We start from the raw sequence: 17384 nt of genomic DNA, 5'->3' as shown, positions 1-17384 counted from the left end.
TGCAATAATCATACCTGAAGCATCATCAGCTGCCTTGTTGATTCTCAAACCTGAACTTAACTTTTCCAAAGAATCTTTAAGATTTCTTTGAGTAACGACATTCTGTACATGCGCATTTAACGCATTAAGGTTGGTATTGACTTGAAAAGCCATCTGTCACTCCTTGTGATTATATTTTGATATAAAATATCCCAAGCATCCTTGCTTGTTAGCTTTATATCGGCAATTTTTTGTTTTTTTTAAATTTTTTATATGTTGTTCTATAATTTAATTGCTTTATAAGTACAGAGAAATTGGCAGTGCTTTAAATTCGCTAGATAAAAGCCCGAATGTACCACTCTTTTTGTTATAATGAGATTTTATGGAGTTTAAGATTCTAAATAGTACTTTTTTGGGCTAGCATTAAGGACAATGTTATGAAAAATATTCCCAATATCCTTACAATCTCGCGAATAATATTAGCAATTTTACTACTCGTGATTCTCTTACATTGGGAATCTCTTGTACCTCATTATGTACATATTGCATGGCGAGATTATTTTGCGTGTTTGATTTTTTGTGTGGCTTCGATTACAGACTTTTTTGATGGGTATATTGCTCGTCAATTTAATTTAGGGAGTACTTTTGGAGAAGTTTTTGACCCTTTGGCTGATAAGATGTTAATGCTTAGTGCTTTTGTGGGGCTCTTGTTGCTTGAGCGGGCGAATGCTTGGGCTGTTTTTATTATCCTCTCACGTGAATTTTATATCACAGGACTACGTGTTGTTGCTGCAAATTTTCAACAAAATGTTGCGGCGAGTGCATTAGGCAAATATAAGACAGGCTTTCAGATTCTAGCTATTGCCTTTTTGTTGGCGAATTTTTTCCCTGGCGGTGAATTATTTTTATGGATTGCTGTTTTTGTTACGGTGTATTCTGGATTAGATTACACGATTAAATACTACAAAGCCATTGTTTGATGAATCTTCTTTTTTCCCTGCTTGCCCTTTCTTTTGTTGTGTTTTTTCACGAATTAGGACATTTTCTTTTTGCGAAGATTTTTGGTGTGCGAGTGGAGGTTTTTAGCATCGGTTTTGGTCCAAAGCTTTTTGCGTATCGACATCGAGAGACGCAATATTGCCTCTCATTTATTCCTCTTGGTGGATATGTTAAATTACAAGGCGAGGTTGTTTCTACTAATGCTGGAAACATGCAAGATAATCAAATAGCCTGCAAGCAAGATTCTTACTCTCTCTTTGCAAAGCATCCATTCCAAAGAGTCCTTATTCTTTTTGCTGGACCTTTATTTAATGTGTTGCTTGCTTTTTTGCTGTATGTGTATATATTCCTGCAGGGCGTGCCAAGTTATAGCAAAGAACCGATTGTAGGCAAGATAGATTCGCATTTCCCTGCTTCTAAAATGTTACAAACAAACGACAAGATTCTTAGCATTAATGGACAAACGATACATTCTTTCGAGGAGATTTCTAAATCGCTTAATCCGACAGAATCTCCTGCACTTTTAGATACTCAAAAAGATTCTGTTTTATCAAATACCACCGTCAATGCTACCGCGTTAGTTGTTGTTTCACGACAGGGCGCGAGTCAAGATAAGGAATCGGCAATCCTTGAATTAGAAGTTCCACTTAGGCATAGCTCTGATAACCGATTGATATTAGGCGTATCCCCATTACAAGAAATGCAACCTGTTTCTTTGCAAGATTCCCTTGTACATTCTGCTAAGCAAACATTAGACACAGCATTGGTATTGTATCGAGGGTTAAAAGATTTGTTTATTGGTGCTATTGGATTGAATGCGGTTAGTAGCGTAATTGGAATCACCGAAGTGAGCCTAAAGGCATTGAATGCGGATTTCCTCGTCTTTCTTTGGGTTATTGCGTTTATTTCCATCAATCTGGGTATTATTAATTTATTGCCTTTGCCGCTACTTGATGGAGGGCAGATTGTGTATGTTTGTTGTGAATGGCTTACGGGCAGACAAGTTAATCCAGAAGTTGCTAAAGTGTTAGTCGTTATCGGGATAGCTTTAATCATAACCATTATGGGGATAGGAATCTATAATGATATAGAACGTTTATTTAGTCATTCTTTATGACGAAAGTCATTGTTATCCATTTTGCATTTATAGGCTGTTCCTTGTATATGAATCTCTTTCACAATTTCTTCTCTAGTCCTACTACCAAAGATAGAATCATTAGTATTCTTCTTTCCCGATATCACCTCGTTTGAGCTTGTTAGCTTATCCTCACTGACTACAAAGATAGTGTCAGCACCCATTGCAGAAGCATTATTCTTCATATCGTTTTTTGCAGAATCTTTGATTTGTTTGAGATCCAGACCGCCCCAAGTATTTTTCTTGAAGCCATCTACTTCTCCAAGCATTTTACAGTTGTCTGGTTTTTCATAAACGATAACTATATGTTGTGCTTCTTGCAGTAAAGTAGTCTGAGGGTCGTGGAAGGCAATGCATCCACTTGCTAATATTGCCTCAATACAAACAGATAGATAAAAAATACATTTTTGCATATATTATCCTTATCTTAAGTCTATTGGAATCTATGCTATAAGAAAAAGAATAATAAATCAAGACAGTAAAATTTCTTATGAACTAATAATGATAAGTTATTATCAAAGCAGCCGTTGCTTATAGCTTGGATTGTTTTATGAATCTGTATGCAAAGTTGTGTCAGATTCCCACATGAATTATGGTGTTATAGAATTTTGTAAGAGGATAATGATTATAGAATCCCAAATTGCTTGATAAATGCAGAATCTATTCCTTCTAAAAGCCCTTTTTGTTGCAGAGATTCTATAACAGCTTCTGTGCACAACGTGTCTTTTGGCCATTCTCTTGTGTAGTTTTCTAGTGCCCCCTTACTTGTTGCATCTAAGAAAGCACAGGATTCTATAATTCGTAAATCACGTGCAATATCAATGGAATTGACAATGCGCCAAATAAGTAAATAGTAATTCTGCAAGTCTTCATCAGAATCTATAAAGACAAAAAAACTCGCATATTGTTTTAGCTTTTCATAGAATCTTTGCGCATAAAAAAATATAGGATTCTCTCTTTTTGTAATACGGCAAATAATAATAGGGTTTTTATGCGGATAGATATGCAAAGATTCTATTTCGCTAGCAATAGATTGCATTTTTTCGAGCAATGTTTTTGAATCTATAGGTGTAAAAGAGAAATCCACAGATTCTCCTGTTGCATCAATGGCTAGCTTACCACTGACACCAAACTCTTCGCTAGCATGGTCTAGTGCATCGCAAATCCCTGTTGTAATAACGAGCCGCTTGACACTGATACGTTCTAAAATATAATCACACAGAATCCTATAATCAGCGTGCAAGCTAGGAGCGTGTGAGTCTAGAAAAATCGCATGTTTTACGAAGCTTAATTGCCCTAATCCAAAGAAGTTGTGCATAATTTGCAGACTTTGAGCGGGGTAATTTGTTGTTATTTTTGCAAGTATCAAGTTGTGAAAAACACCATTTTCTGGCATAGAATAGTCCAATAAACCATGAACGCTTGTTTGTAGCAATGGCAAAAACAATCTCTCTGTCATGAATCCCATATATTTGTCTTCTAGCGGCGGTTTTCCTACAACCGTAGCGGTAAAAATAGCCTTTTTGCGCATGGTAATAGCGGTTACCTGCATAACGGGATAATCCTCGATAGGAGTGTAAAATCCTGTATGATCGCCAAATTTTCCTTCCGGAGCGAATTCATTGGTATCAACAAACCCCTCAATAACTATATCACAATCATACGGAATGCGTAAGGAATTGCTAATACATTGCGCAAGCTGTACGTTTTTGCCACGAATGAGCCCGTAAAGCATTAATTCAAACATTCTAGGCGGCATAGGTGCTTGTCCGCACCAAATATAAAGAGGGTCGCCACCAATAGCAACACTAACAGGCATTCTTTTATTTGCCTTTTTATATTCGTGGAAAAAGTGCGCTCCGTCTTTATGAATCTGCCAATGCAAAAGCAATGTTTTTTGACTATGCACTTGCAAACGATACATGCCTATGTTATTCGCTGGAGTTTTGCTTGTGTGTGATTGAGAATCCTCTGTTTCTAGGCTTTGCGTATATACCTGCCCCATAGTAATGAAACGTCCGCCATCTTCTTCCCATGTCTTGAGAATAGGCAAAGAAAATAAGTCAATAGAATCTCCTTGCATAATAATTTCTTGACAGGGCGCGTTGCCTTTATAATTTTTCGGGAATATATGCCGCATGCGATATATATCTCGTAATTTTGCAAAGAGCTTTTTTATGCCTTTGGGTAAGGTAGGATCAAGCAGAGATTTGATTTCTGTGGCAATAGATTCTATATCAGTGAAATTGCGATTGCTATTATATTGCGTAGCAATAAGTTGTAGCCTCTTGAAAGAACCAAAAACATTCATAAGTACTGGCATAGCAAAAGTCGAAGTGCCTTGCGGGCTTTTGTGAATTGGCTTTGTAAAAAGGAGTGCTTTAGAATCTTGTTTCTTGACTTCAAGATACGCTAAATGAGGAATTTCTAGCTCAATATCTAATGGCACATCAATCACTTTTAGTTCATTGTGTGCTTGTAGGAAAGAGATAATATCATCCATAAACATCCTTTGTTAGATTTGCAATGCTAGCTCGATTCCCACTGGACAATGATCGCTACCCATAATCTCGGGGTAAATAAACGCGTTTTTTAATGTATCTTGCAAGCATTTCGAGAGAAGAAAGTAATCAATTCTCCAACCCGTGTTATTCGCCCTTGCTTTGCCCATATAGCTCCACCAAGTGTAAGCCCCTTCTTTGTTGGGGTAAAAATACCGATAAGAATCAATAAACCCAGATTCTAAAAGTTTAGTCATTTTTTCACGTTCTTCATCAGTGAAGCCAGCATTTCTGCGATTTGTCTTTGGATTTTTTAAATCGATTTCTTGGTGGGCAACATTTAAGTCTCCACAGACAATAACGGGCTTATGTTTTTCAAGATTCTTGAGAAATGCACGGAAATCATCTTCCCATTCCTGTCTGTATTCTAATCTTTCAAGTTCTCTTTTAGAATTAGGCGTATAAACATTTACGAGATAAAAATCAGGATATTCAGCCGCAATAATTCTCCCCTCTCTGTCATGATGAGGGATATTCATATCATTTTTGACACTTAAAGGCTGCTCTTTAGTGAGGATGATTGTACCAGAATAGCCTTTTTTCTCTGCGCTATTCCAAAATTCATAGTAACCTGTAAAATTAAAATTGCTTTGTTCTTTTTGCATTTTGGATTCTTGAATACAAAAAATATCTGCATTGATAGCTGTAAAAAAATCCATAAATCCTTTATTCATACAGGCTCGCAAACCGTTAACATTCCACGAGATAAGCTTCAAAATCATTCCTTTCATTACGGCTTTATTATTGTGTAAGAATTATAACAGCTTATCGTCAAGAAGCTTATATGTACCGCAGTGGCTGGATTTGAGTATACTGAATTGTATGTTATACTTTAAATTTTTAAGGATATTTATGACTTCGTTGCCAAGCGTACTAGATATTACAAAAAAGCTTATTGCTTATCCCACTATTACCCCGTTAGAATCGGGCATTTATGAATATATACAGAGTTTGCTACCGGATTTTCATTTGTTGCGGATGGATAAAGGCGGAGTGCGGAATCTTTTTTTGTATAAAATGCCTAAACATATAGAATCTACGTCTCCAAGCAATACTACAAAAGCGCACTCTAACAGGTTTGCCAATGTTTTACATTTGTGCTTTGCTGGGCATATCGATGTTGTTCCGCCGGGCGGTGTATGGGAACAAGATTATCAAGGTAAGGCGGGCAATCAATCTAGTGATATAGAGTCTCCTTTGGATTCAAAGCAATGGAAATTTCACCCTTTTACTCCCACTCTGCAAGACGGGTATTTGTATGGTAGAGGGGCACAAGATATGAAAAGCGGCATTGCTTGCTTTATTCATGCGATAAGAGAATATCTTGCTATGGGGCTTGAACAGGATTTTATCCTTTCGGTTTTACTAACAAGCGATGAAGAAGGGGAAGCTCTCTACGGTACAAAATATGTGTTGGAGTTTCTGAAGCAATGCAATTTTATACCTACGCATTGTGTTGTTGCAGAACCAACAAGTAATAATATTGCAGGAGATGTTATTAAAATTGGCAGACGAGGTTCTATTAACGGCAAGATTCATATAACGGGCAAACAGGGGCATGTCGCCTATCCTAGCAAATGTATTAATCCTGTTGAACTTTTGGGGGAGAGATTGGGTAGATTGGCTGGAGTAAATTTGGATAATGGCAGCAAGGAATTTGAGCCATCAAAGCTTGTTATTACAGATATTCGTGGGGGGATTGAAGCGGTTAATGTAACACCTAGCGATGTGAGAATTATGTTTAATGTGCGCAACTCTACACAGACTACTCTTGATTCTTTAAAAAAATATCTTGACCATGTTCTTGATGGATTGCCTTATACTTTAGAATTACAGCAAAGTGCACAGAGCTTTTTAACCACTGATACTTTGTTTTTGGAGTTTTTAGAATCAAACATTGCGCAATCTTATCAAGAATCTGCAATGACAAAAGACAAGACAAGTATCACTAGAAGCACAAGCGGCGGCACAAGCGATGCGCGGTTTTTTAGCGCATTTGGTACGAATGTGGCAGAAGTTGGCGTTTGCAATGATAGAATCCATGCTATTAATGAACGTGTAAGTTTGCAGGATATAGAGCGATTACAGAAGATATTTCGTTATGTGCTCTGTAATTTTGAGTTGTTTAGTCGTTCAAAATGAGCAATTGGTTAGCGAGTTTTTGTTGGGCTTCTTGCAAGAGTTCTTTATCGATTAGCATATTAAAATAGGTGAAAGTATCCCCGCTTTGTGCGATACCATCGAGTAAGTCGCCTCCGCTACGATACTCCAAATCAAGTTCTGCTATATCAAACCCACTTAATGTTTGTGAAAACTTTATAAGACGTTCATTGCAAACTTGATGAGTGTAGAGATAGCAATACCCCTTAGTTCCATTGCGGCTTACTCTGCCGCGTAGTTGGTGCAAGCTAGCTAGCCCTAGTCTCTCTGCTCCTACAATGACAATGATAGTCAGATGTGGCAAGGAGATACCTACTTCTACCATTGTTGTCGCAAGCAAAATAGCTCCCTTGGTTTGCCCAAATCGTTGCAGTATTTCCTCCTTTTCTTTGTCTTTACCGTGCGTGCTAAACACTGATGTAAAGTGCTTTTCCCAATAACTTTGCGCATCTTTTAAGGACATATAAGGAATATTGTTTTTTCTTGTAGAATCTTGTGTGTTAGTTTCTATTGCTGTATCCTCAATACGTGGATAAATAATTGCCACTTGGTTGTTGTTTGCAAGTTCTTGTTTAATCTGTGTAATAAGCGAAGAGAATCCAGTCTTGTCAATGATGCGGGTAGTAATGTCTTTTTTACAAGGCAATTCCTTAATGAAAGAAAAATCTATCATATTGCTTTGTAACATTGCCATTGTTCGTGGAATAGGCGTTGCTGAAAATTGTAAATTATGTGGTTTTTTGATATTTATGCCGTCTTTAGATTCAAACATTTTCTCTAGTTTCATTCGTACAGCTGCTCCGAATCTATGTTGCTCATCTGTCATTACAAGTGCAAAATTAGTAAAATCTCCACCTCTATAAAGAATAGCCTGTGTGCCAATAACAAAATCACCTACTATATCATTTTTGCCGTTGCTCCTTGAAGTAATACAAATAGTCTTGATAAAGGCGGGCAAGTACTTTTTTGCTTCATTGTAAATCTGCTGCGCAAGAATACTAGTTGGCACCATAAGAATAGATTTTTGAGGATAAGTAAGCATAACACTTGCAAGAATCACCATTGTTTTCCCACAGCCCACATCTCCCATAATGATACGTTTAGTCGCTTTCATGGAAGAAAGATCGTTTGCTATATCATTGATGGCCGCCTGTTGTGCCTTTGTGAGACGAAAAGGAAGCTTGTTAAGGAAGGGTTGCAGATCCCCTTGACATTGGAATTTTGCAGGGAAGTTTGTACGTTTATTTTGTAATTTTTGGATATATGAAAAAATTTCAGTGAATTTTATTGCTTGGATATATTCACTAGGAAAAGCTTTGATTGCATTATAGGCTTTAAAAAACTCTAAACTAGGATGGAATATTTCATAGAGGTATTTTGCGTATTTTTCTCCAATCTGCGTTGCGAGCAGCGATTCCCAGCAGATACGTTTTTGCAGGATGTCGAGATGTATGCCACGTCTTTTGAAAATTGCTTTTATGGTGTTAATCTCTGTAATGATTTTAGGATTAATGAGTGTGAGATTATCGCCGTAGGCGTTTTTTTCTTGTTCAATAAAGCCTTGCACGAACAGCTCATTGCCCGCCGAAAATATTTTGTGATGATAAGGTCGATAGTTGAAGATTACAATGCGTATTGGTTTTTGAAACGTTAACGCCTGTGCTTCTATGAAAAGTGTTGTTTTGTATTTCTTTATGTTAAAAACCCGAATCTTTAGTGCGCCTTCTTGTCCTTGCGTTAGAGAATCTATAAGGTAAGTTGAAAAATATCCCTTGGGAATATGTTCTAAGCAATAAGCAAGTAAAGAGCCCATAGCTTCTCCTTATGACGTAGCATGCAAATTGTAACAAGAGCAAAGAGATATTTTACTTTGTTAAAAGCCGTTTTGTAGTTTATAAATGTCGCAAAGCTTAAGATATACTTACAGAATCAAAGAGGTTTGTGTTATAAGTTGTCTCTAGGAAAAGTATGAATATTGGATTTTATCGGGCTGGGTTGATTGGCGACAATGTTGTTGCGTTACATGCAATATATGCTATAAAATGTTTGTATCCCCAAAGTCATTTAACTGTTTACACTAATACATTTGGCATTAATCTATATAGTCAATTTTATTTTATTGATGCCCTTGTTAATGTAGATTCTCTTTGTGATGAGCAATTAACCGAAGATATTACTATGCGGGGATTTACTTGTTTTATTCTTACGCAACCAAATCGCGCGAAATGCAAGCTTCTTATGCGAACAAACGTTAAGAGGATTGTTACTTTTCGGACATTATGGAATCTTACAAGGGTACGATTTGAGACTATTTTTATTTCACGTAATCTTAGCAATATTCCACAATATCAAAGAATCTTACGACTTGTATGGAAAATAGACCCCGCGCACTATAAGGCAAATTTTAAGTTTATAGATTTTTCTGCTATAAGGCTTGCTAGTCAAGAGAGCAATAAAGTAACAATTTCGCAATTTCTTGCCGCGCACAACATACAATCGCCCCTAGTAATTGTAAACCCTTTTGTACGTAGCACGCATTGCAATCTTAGCATTGATGGCTATTGCTTGCTTATTCGTAGGCTTGCAAGCTCTTATCCACAAATAGGCATCGTTATTCCAACATATAAAGACAATGTTGATATATCTTTATCTTTACGTGATTTACACAATGTTGCTATTTTCTGTAATGATTCTGATTTACTTAATATCGTAGCACTTTTAGAATCTAGTTCTTTGCTCATTAGCCCAAGCACGGGCATTAGCCATATTGCTAATAATTTGCGGATTCCTATGGTTTGGTTGTGCAGCAAGCGAGATAGGCATCTTTGGATGGGAGATGCGATGAATCCAGAATTTTTTGTTATGCTTAAACAGCCAACAGGAAAAATGAGCAAGCAAGTTGAGGAACATTACATTTCTCTTGTTATGAAGAAGTTTTCAGTACTTATCGAGACGTTCTTAAATAGAAGTTAAAGGTGCCGTTAATTTGGTTATTTTTTGGTAAAATTCTTTCAATAAATAATAATAATCAAGTAAAGCATGGTTTTGACACTATTTTGAATAACAGCAATTTAATAGTTATGTAACACCAAAGGCAAACAAGGGTATTTGGCAGGGAAATTTATGATGGATAATCAGGCAAAAAAATTAGAATCTATGATAAACAATAGGGTGCATACAAAATATGTAGCTATTACTTCAGGTAAAGGTGGTGTAGGAAAATCAACCATTAGTGCCAATTTGGCTTATAAACTTAATAAACTAGGCTTTAAGGTTGGTGTATTTGATGCAGATATTGGGTTAGCAAATCTTGATTTAATTTTTGGAATAAAAACAGACAAAAATATTTTGCATGCGCTTAAAGGTGAGGTAAGGATTGATGAGGTTATTTACGAAATTGAATCAAATCTCTATTTAATCCCCGGCGATAGTGGCGAAGAGATTCTAAAATATGCAAATAATAATCTTGTCGAGAATTTCATACAAAATAGCAATGTCCTAGATACATTAGATTTTTTGCTTATTGATACAGGAGCGGGCATTGGAACGCCTAATCAATCCACATTGCAAGCAGCCGAGCATATTATTGTCGTTACAATGCCAGATCCTTCCGCCATTACCGATGCTTATGCAACCATTAAGCTTAATGCGCACACAAAGAATCAGATTTTTATGATTATTAATATGTGTAAAAATCAAAAAGAAGCATTAGCAGTCTTTGAAAGAATGGAAAATATTACTAAAAAACATATTCCTAATCTTACTCTAAAATATCTTGGTGGATTAGAGAATAATGTAGCAGTCAATAAAGCCACAAGAAATCGCGCTTTGATTTCCAAAGTGGAACCACTTAATCCAGTATCTATCGGTATCGGGGATATTGCAGCACTTTTAGCAAGCGAAATTACAGATATGGAACACAATATGCTTTTAGAATCTAAGGGCTTTAAGAGCTTTTTTAAACGTATGCTAGGCTATTTGTAAACAACAGATTCTTAAGGACAAGAATCCTAATTTATTGATTTTCAAAGGATTGTTATGCTAAAACAAGATAATTACTTGAGTTTCGCAATTGTTGTAGGTTTTTTCATTGGTTTGATAATAGGTTTTGTGAAGTTTGATGAACCAGAGCTTATGATACTATGGACAATACTTTCTACTGTTGGAATTTATCTTATTACTACTGTTGCAATTTCATTTTATTATCTTGTTATGGATTGTGGCAATGAGAAAGTTCATAAAGAGAAGCTAGAGGAAAGCCTCGAGTACTATCGCAAAGAATTTGATAAAAAAGAGCAGGAAGTGCAAAATATTCGCGCTTTCATTAGAGGCTTACGAAGCACTGACTAATAGAGCAAGAATAAGTATAAAGGAACTCCATGCAACAAGCCTTAAATGCAGCACTCAAAGGGCAAAGTAGCTATAATCAGTATCTTAAAAATTGTCAAGATGAGCTTGCTCTACAATATTTGCCAGCTGTTAAAGCCATGGCTTTTCGCTTGAAAGAGAGGTTACCTAGCTCAATTGATATGAACGATCTTGTATCCATTGGTGCAGAGGAGCTTGTGAAGCTTGCGAGACGGTATGATGCTAATAAGAATGATTCTTTTTGGGGTTATGCAAGGACACGTGTAAATGGTGCAATGCTTGACTATCTTCGGACACTTGACGTACTTTCGCGGAGTTCACGTAAGCTTATTAAAGCAATTGATTCTGAAGTGTCACGTTATTTTAATGAGTTTGAAGAAGAGCCGAGCAATGAATATCTTGCAAAAAAGCTAGGCGAAGATTTAGACAAGATTAAACAAGCACGTTTGGCAAGTGATATTTATACAGTGGTTCCGTTAGATGAGCAGTTTAGCGCATTAGAAGAGACAGATATGTTGAAGTTTTGCGAACAGAAAGAATTAATGGCACTTATTCATAAGGTTCTTGCAAAGCTCCCAGAAAGGGAACAGCTTATTATCCAGCTGTATTATTTAGAAGAATTGAGTTTGGCTGAAATTAGCGAGATTTTAGAAATTACAGAATCAAGAATCTCACAAATCTCAAAAGAGGTGATTAAGAAAATCAGAAGAGAAATAGGAGAAGCAAATGGCTAAGATACTCAGTCAAGAAGAAATAGATTCTCTATTAAATGTCGTTGATGAAGAGGGTGCAGTAGAAGATGCCGAACAAGCAGATATAGTTCCCGAAAAACAAATTGTTGTTTATGACTTTAGACGACCAAATAGAGTAAGCAGGGAGCAACTACGAAGTTTCCGCTCTATTCATGACAAAATGGCAAGGAATCTTTCTAACCAGATTTCTGCCATTATGCGTTCCATTGTTGAGATTCAGCTTCATAGTGTTGATCAAATGACTTATGGTGAGTTTTTAATGAGCTTGCCTACTCCCACAAGCTTCAATGTGTTTTCCATGAAACCTATGGATGGAGCAGGCGTTTTAGAGATTAACCCTAGCATTGCATTTCCCATGATTGATAGATTGCTTGGTGGAAGGGGAGATCAGTATGATGATACACGGGAATTTTCTAATATTGAGTTAAATCTTTTGGATACGATTTTGCGACAAATTATGCAGAATCTTAAAGAATCTTGGGCAGCAGTGGCAGAAATTTTCCCTAGTATTGACGCTAAAGAATCAAGTCCTAATGTTGTGCAAATTGTTGCACAAAACGAAGTTGTTGTTATGGTTGTTATGGAAATTGTTATTGGGCATAGCAGTGGAATGATGAATATTTGTTACCCTGTTATCTCACTTGAGACAATTCTTAGCCGTTTAGCGAGCCGCGATTTAATGATGAGTGAAACAAGCGGGAAAAAATCCAGAAATAAAGAATTACAGGCTTTGATTGGTGGTGCTGATGTACATATCGCAGCCATGTTGGGGGGGACACATTTAAGCCTCAATGATATTTTAGAATTAAAAGTTGGCGATGTTATCATGCTTGATAGGGTTGCTGATGATACCGTGCATGTTAGTGTCGATGGCAGAGAAAAATATCATGCTAGAATTGGCTTACAAAGGTTTAGAAAAACAATACAGATTTTAGATGAGATTAAAACTGAAAAAGACCAAGTTAAAGAAGTGATTGAGATGCTCGAAGCACAGAGAAAAAGCAAAGTGATTGATATGCAAGATGAAGGATTTGCTAATGAATGATTTTATAGAGCTCTTTGTGCAAGAGGTTGTAGCAACTATTGATGGTATGATGGGTAGAACCGCCGTTGTTACGCACCAGAAAGATAGCGATGTGTCAGATGATTTATTGTCGCAGCCTTTTGGTAAAGTCGATGTAAATGTTATATTAGATGGCGCGAATGTTAGTTCTCTTGCGTTTATTATGCCAGAACTCTTAGCCACATCTTTACCTGATTTGATGATGGGTGGAGAAGGCAATACAGGCAAAGAATTAATGGACGATGATGATAAAGACGGGCTCAAAGAAGTCTTTCAGTCTATTACTGGGGCATTTGCTACCGCATTGGGCGGGCATGAAAAATTACCTCATTTTAGTTTTAGCATTACAAATGTTGATAATGTGCAAACTGAAGGTGAGTTGAGCGGCTATGATAAGGCTGCGCATTTTGATATTCGCATTGATTCTGTGGAATCTGAATTTATTTTATTGACTAAAAACGATTTACTTTCACATGCACAACAAGATACAAAAGAAGAGGCCTCATCACCAGCTACTAATGCCAAAGATGTGAGTTTAAGCAGCAAAGAAATGCGCAATATAGGTATGTTACTTGATATTGGTTTAAGTGTCAAGGTACGTATTGGGCAAAAACGTATGTTACTTAAAGATGTACTTTCAATGGATATTGGAAGTGTCGTTGAGCTCAATCAGTTGGCTAGTGATCCGCTTGAAATTCTAGTGAATGACAAAATTATTGCTAAGGGTGAAGTGGTTGTAGTAGATGGAAATTTTGCCGTGCAAATTACAGAAATAGGTACAAAAAAAGAGCGACTAGAGAGTATTAGAGGATAGGCACTTGCTTATAATAGTCTATCAATAATCTACTAAAAGCTGAAGCTAAGGTTTTGCTACTCTCAAGGACGGCAGAGATTCTAAACGTTAGGGGAAAAGCTTGCGATATTTGATAATTGTAACTTGCATTTGGGCTTTTTCGTTTCCTCTTATTGGGCATTTTATTGCTAAAGAGGTAGATATTTATTTTGCAATTGTCCTACGTTTCGGACTAGCATTATTGGTTTTTTTGCCTTTTATCCGTTTTGTTGGAGTGGATTTGGGGTTAAAATGCAAACTTGTGGGTATTGGTGCTATTCAAATTGGCGTTATGTATCTTTTTTATTATTTTTCTTTTTATTATTTAAGTCCGTCTGAAGTTGCCCTATTTACAATTTTTACACCGTTTTATATAAGCCTCTTTTATGATATGTGTCTAAGAAGATTTCGCTTGCTTTATCTTATTAGTATCACTCTCGCGGTTTTTGGCGCGTTTATTATTCGCAGCGGCAAGATAGATTCTGATTTTTTACTGGGTTTTTTGCTTGTGCAAGGGGCAAATATCTGCTTTGGAGCAGGGCAGACTTTCTACAAAGTGGCAATAGAACGATACATTAAAAATAACCCGTCATTAAGACAGCAGGATATTTTTGGTTATTTTTATATTGGTGCTTTATGTGTAGGAGTGATAAGCTTTATGTGTTTTAGCAATATAGACCGTATGCCTACTACTGGAACACAATGGGCTATTCTTATATATTTGGGCATAGTTGCTTCTGGATTGGGTTATTTTCTTTGGAATAAAGGTGCTACCCTAGTTGATAGCGGAATATTAGCCATCATGAATAACGTTCTTATCCCCGCAGCTGTCGCTGTTGATTTGTTGTTTTTTGGGAGCAATAGCGATATAGGTAAGTTACTTATAGGCGGCACAATTATTGGAATCTCGCTATTTCTACATTATAAAATCATAAGATTCTATAAAGGAACACAAAGTGCTTTAACTTAGAATATAAGACTTTAAGGATGAAGCATGGCAATAGATTTGGGTGAAGTAACTGGCGCAACAGCCTCGAGAGCGCAAAAGAAAGAAGCTACAAAAATTGCAAATGGACTCGATAAAGATGCTTTCATGAAATTGTTTTTGGAGCAGCTAAAGAATCAAGACCCGACTTCTCCTATGGAAACTGATAAAATCATTACACAGACTGCGCAGCTTACACAAGTAGAAATGCAAGAAGAGAACAAAAAGACTATGAAAGAAGTGGCGCAAGCCATGAAAGCCTCCCAAGAAACTAATAAGTCTTTGCAGGAATTTCAAAACGAAATGAAAAAATCCCTTGAAATGCTAAATATGGGTATGGAAGAGAATACACATGCTACAACACAAGGTGCTCGTGCGAATACATTAAACGCTGTTGCGATGATTGGCAAAATTGCAGAGACTGATGTGATGGGACTCAATGTAGCAGGAAGCGGCGAGAATCGATTCAATCTCTATTTTGATAACAAGATAGATTCTACCAAAGGCAGCCCTGTCATTGAGATTCTTAATGCGAATAACGAAATTGTTCGTACAATTCCACTCAATGATAAAGACGGACAACAAGGTTATATAGAATTTAGATGGGATGGTAAGGATTCTCAAGGGAGAATGGTTGATAGTGGCAGCTATCAGGTTAAAGCGCATTACAATCTTGATCCCATAACTAAACAGTATGATGAAACGCGTATCGGCAGAGGCGAAGTGCAAAGCATTATTTATGATAAAGGTATGCCGCTTATGCGTTTAGGAGACCATATTGTCCCTGTACAAAGTGCCTTAGAATTTTATCCGCGCGGGGAGAGTTCACATAAATCTGTGGAATCCATTAAACAAGAAGCTGATAAAGCTATGAATGCTTATAATGATGATTTCAAAACAGAATCTCTAGCCGATAAATACCACAAAATCATGTCAGAAAGAGAATCACAATTAGCAGCAAATGCAGAAGCAAATAAAGATGAAGAAACTCTTGCAGCCGAGGCAAAAGCCAAGCAGGATGCTATAAAAGCACAGGAGATGAAAAAATATGAAAAAATGCTAGATAGCGCAGAGAAAGGCAAGCAATTAGAACAAGAACAATTAGATAAATTATCGCATTTGCCATCTGCTAAGTCTGATGTAGATACGAAACCGAACAATCTTGATGCTTTGTTGCAGTCAGAAAGACGCGATGTAAATTCTCAATCTATTCAGAATCCTAGCCAATCCAATAGATTAGATTCTATGGAGTTTCAAGCAAATCAACACTCTCAACCTATAACGTCATCTGCTTTGCCAGAATCTCAAACCATTGATGCTTCAAAAAATATTGCGAGTTAACTTAATAGTCATTGCTCCTTTATCAATAATGAAAGCCAAATAACAAGCAAATACTTTGTTTAGGGTTAATAGATTTGAGAATACTATGGAAGAATATGTACATCTTTTTATCACAGCAAAGGATATTACAGAATCTGGTGGAGGCGAACGTGTAGGTATCAATCTCGCCAATGCTTTGCAAGAAAATAAAAGCCAAAAATGCAAGGTTACAATTATTAGCTTCTATCGGGCAAATCCAGAGCCAATCTATCCATTACACAAAGATATACAAGTGATATATCTTCATTGTGGTAAGGTAAGTAGGCAGCCTTTAATCAAGTTATTCTATAAAACAATACATCGATTTTTTCTTAGCATAAAAATATGCCTCATGCTTACGAAGTGGAAGCAAGATTCTCAATCAATCAAATTGCTTGCAAACGATGGGCTATTTATCCCTTTCTTCAAAGTGAAAGGGATAACATATCTACGATTGTGGCACATGAGAGCGCCTAAAAACGCTCGTTTAACATTACGTCTGTTTGATATTCTTATTATCCTTTCAAGAAAAGAATATGACGTATGGACAACTTACCATAACACAATTAAAGTAATCCCGAATTTTCTTGCATGGATTCCAACCAAATTGCGCTCACCTCAAAAAAGCAAAAAAAGAATCTTGTCTATTGGCAGTATGGGTAAAGGTGATATAAAGGGTTTCTTTCGATTGGTTACTATCGCGAAGATTCTCCAAGAGATGTGTTTGAAAGATTCGTGCAAGCTATTGGAGAATTGGGAATGGGTAATCATTGGGAATGGAATATTAAAACAACCATTGCAACGTAAAATACAATCTTTGGGATTAGAATCTTTTGTACGTATAGAGGATTTTAGAACAGATATAGAATCAAGCTATATCGCAAGTGATATTTGTTGTTTGACTAGCTACTCCGAAGGTTTTTCTATGGTTTTGCTCGAGGCGAGTTTTTTTGGATTGGCGTTAGTGGCTTTTGATATTTGTAGCGGTCCTAGTGATGTGATTGTACATGAAAAAAGTGGATTTCTTATTCCAGATAATGATGTTGAAGATTTTGCAAACAAACTTTTAATTTTAATGAAAGATAGTTTGCTCTTAGAATCTATGGGGCAATATGCAAGGGAATATGTCAGCAGCAAATTTAGTAAAGAGGAAATTTTACCGCTGTGGCTAGAGTTATTGCAAAAGTAGCT

17 protein-coding genes are annotated in these 17384 nt (G+C 36.6%); 12 read left to right on the top strand and 5 right to left on the bottom strand.

The window, feature by feature from the left end:
• On the bottom strand, positions 1-153 hold a 153-nt coding region (locus CQA66_RS02860; RefSeq protein ID WP_483401381.1), incomplete at its 3' end, for a flagellin N-terminal helical domain-containing protein.
• 263 nt (positions 154-416) lie between these two features.
• Here CQA66_RS02860 and pgsA point away from each other — a divergent pair.
• Both pgsA and rseP read left to right on the top strand, forming a co-directional pair.
• Positions 417-959 carry a CDP-diacylglycerol--glycerol-3-phosphate 3-phosphatidyltransferase gene (gene pgsA, locus CQA66_RS02855; protein ID WP_104762675.1) on the top strand — a complete coding sequence of 181 codons (543 nt, stop codon included), beginning with the start codon at positions 417-419 and terminating at the stop codon, positions 957-959.
• A complete protein-coding gene (gene rseP / locus CQA66_RS02850; protein ID WP_104762676.1) occupies positions 959-2095 on the top strand; it encodes an RIP metalloprotease RseP in 1137 nt (378 codons plus the stop codon). The genes pgsA and rseP overlap by 1 nt, the downstream gene beginning before the upstream one ends.
• Here the strand turns inward: rseP and CQA66_RS02845 are convergent.
• The 3 genes from CQA66_RS02845 to CQA66_RS02835 form a co-directional block, all read right to left on the bottom strand.
• Positions 2083-2526 (bottom strand): DUF4156 domain-containing protein, encoded by a 444-nt coding sequence (locus CQA66_RS02845; protein ID WP_104762677.1) that lies wholly within the window; start codon positions 2524-2526, stop codon positions 2083-2085. The genes rseP and CQA66_RS02845 overlap by 13 nt on opposite strands.
• A 212-nt stretch (positions 2527-2738) precedes the next feature.
• Positions 2739-4616 carry a menaquinone biosynthesis decarboxylase gene (locus CQA66_RS02840; RefSeq protein WP_181882221.1) on the bottom strand — a complete coding sequence of 626 codons (1878 nt, stop codon included), beginning with the start codon at positions 4614-4616 and terminating at the stop codon, positions 2739-2741.
• A 12-nt stretch (positions 4617-4628) separates the two neighbouring features.
• The gene (locus CQA66_RS02835; RefSeq protein ID WP_104762679.1) at positions 4629-5390 is read right to left on the bottom strand and encodes an exodeoxyribonuclease III; all 762 of its coding nucleotides are present in this window, start codon (positions 5388-5390) and stop codon (positions 4629-4631) included.
• A gap of 136 nt (positions 5391-5526) precedes the next feature.
• Between CQA66_RS02835 and dapE the strand changes: the two genes are divergently transcribed.
• Positions 5527-6816, top strand: coding sequence for a succinyl-diaminopimelate desuccinylase (gene dapE / locus CQA66_RS02830; protein WP_181882220.1), 1290 nt, complete (start codon positions 5527-5529; stop codon positions 6814-6816).
• Here dapE and recG read toward each other — a convergent pair.
• The gene (gene recG / locus CQA66_RS02825) at positions 6800-8647 is read right to left on the bottom strand and encodes an ATP-dependent DNA helicase RecG (RefSeq protein WP_104762680.1); all 1848 of its coding nucleotides are present in this window, start codon (positions 8645-8647) and stop codon (positions 6800-6802) included. The genes dapE and recG overlap by 17 nt on opposite strands.
• Before the next feature lie 155 nt (positions 8648-8802).
• Here recG and CQA66_RS02820 point away from each other — a divergent pair, with 155 nt between their 5' ends.
• From CQA66_RS02820 to CQA66_RS02780, 9 genes are all read left to right on the top strand, one after another.
• Complete coding sequence (locus tag CQA66_RS02820; protein WP_233707695.1) at positions 8803-9807, top strand: glycosyltransferase family 9 protein; 1005 nt, start codon at positions 8803-8805, stop codon at positions 9805-9807.
• 153 nt (positions 9808-9960) lie between these two features.
• Positions 9961-10818 (top strand): P-loop NTPase, encoded by an 858-nt coding sequence (locus tag CQA66_RS02815; RefSeq protein WP_181882223.1) that lies wholly within the window; start codon positions 9961-9963, stop codon positions 10816-10818.
• A gap of 54 nt (positions 10819-10872) precedes the next feature.
• A complete protein-coding gene (locus tag CQA66_RS02810; protein ID WP_104762682.1) occupies positions 10873-11184 on the top strand; it encodes a hypothetical protein in 312 nt (103 codons plus the stop codon).
• Between the two features lie 29 nt (positions 11185-11213).
• Positions 11214-11936, top strand: coding sequence for an RNA polymerase sigma factor FliA (locus tag CQA66_RS02805; RefSeq protein WP_104762683.1), 723 nt, complete (start codon positions 11214-11216; stop codon positions 11934-11936).
• Positions 11929-12999: a flagellar motor switch protein FliM gene (gene fliM, locus CQA66_RS02800; RefSeq protein WP_104762684.1), complete on the top strand. Its 1071-nt coding sequence runs from the start codon at positions 11929-11931 to the stop codon at positions 12997-12999. The genes CQA66_RS02805 and fliM overlap by 8 nt, the downstream gene beginning before the upstream one ends.
• On the top strand, positions 12992-13831 hold the full coding sequence (gene fliY / locus CQA66_RS02795) for a flagellar motor switch protein FliY (RefSeq protein WP_104762685.1): 840 nt from the start codon (positions 12992-12994) through the stop codon (positions 13829-13831). Before fliM ends, fliY begins: the two co-directional genes overlap by 8 nt.
• 100 nt (positions 13832-13931) lie before the next feature.
• Entirely contained in the window at positions 13932-14819 is an 888-nt protein-coding gene (locus CQA66_RS02790) for an EamA family transporter (protein WP_104762686.1), read from the top strand.
• 24 nt (positions 14820-14843) lie between these two features.
• Positions 14844-16175 (top strand): flagellar hook assembly protein FlgD, encoded by a 1332-nt coding sequence (gene flgD, locus CQA66_RS09660; protein ID WP_104762687.1) that lies wholly within the window; start codon positions 14844-14846, stop codon positions 16173-16175.
• An 85-nt stretch (positions 16176-16260) separates the two neighbouring features.
• Positions 16261-17382: a glycosyltransferase gene (locus CQA66_RS02780; RefSeq protein ID WP_104762688.1), complete on the top strand. Its 1122-nt coding sequence runs from the start codon at positions 16261-16263 to the stop codon at positions 17380-17382.
• Positions 17383-17384 lie beyond the last annotated feature (2 nt).

Source organism: Helicobacter aurati (genome assembly GCF_003364265.1).
In the GTDB taxonomy this organism is placed as follows: Bacteria; Campylobacterota; Campylobacteria; order Campylobacterales; family Helicobacteraceae; genus Helicobacter_A; species Helicobacter_A aurati.
This window is presented reverse-complemented; position numbering and strand designations above follow the sequence as displayed.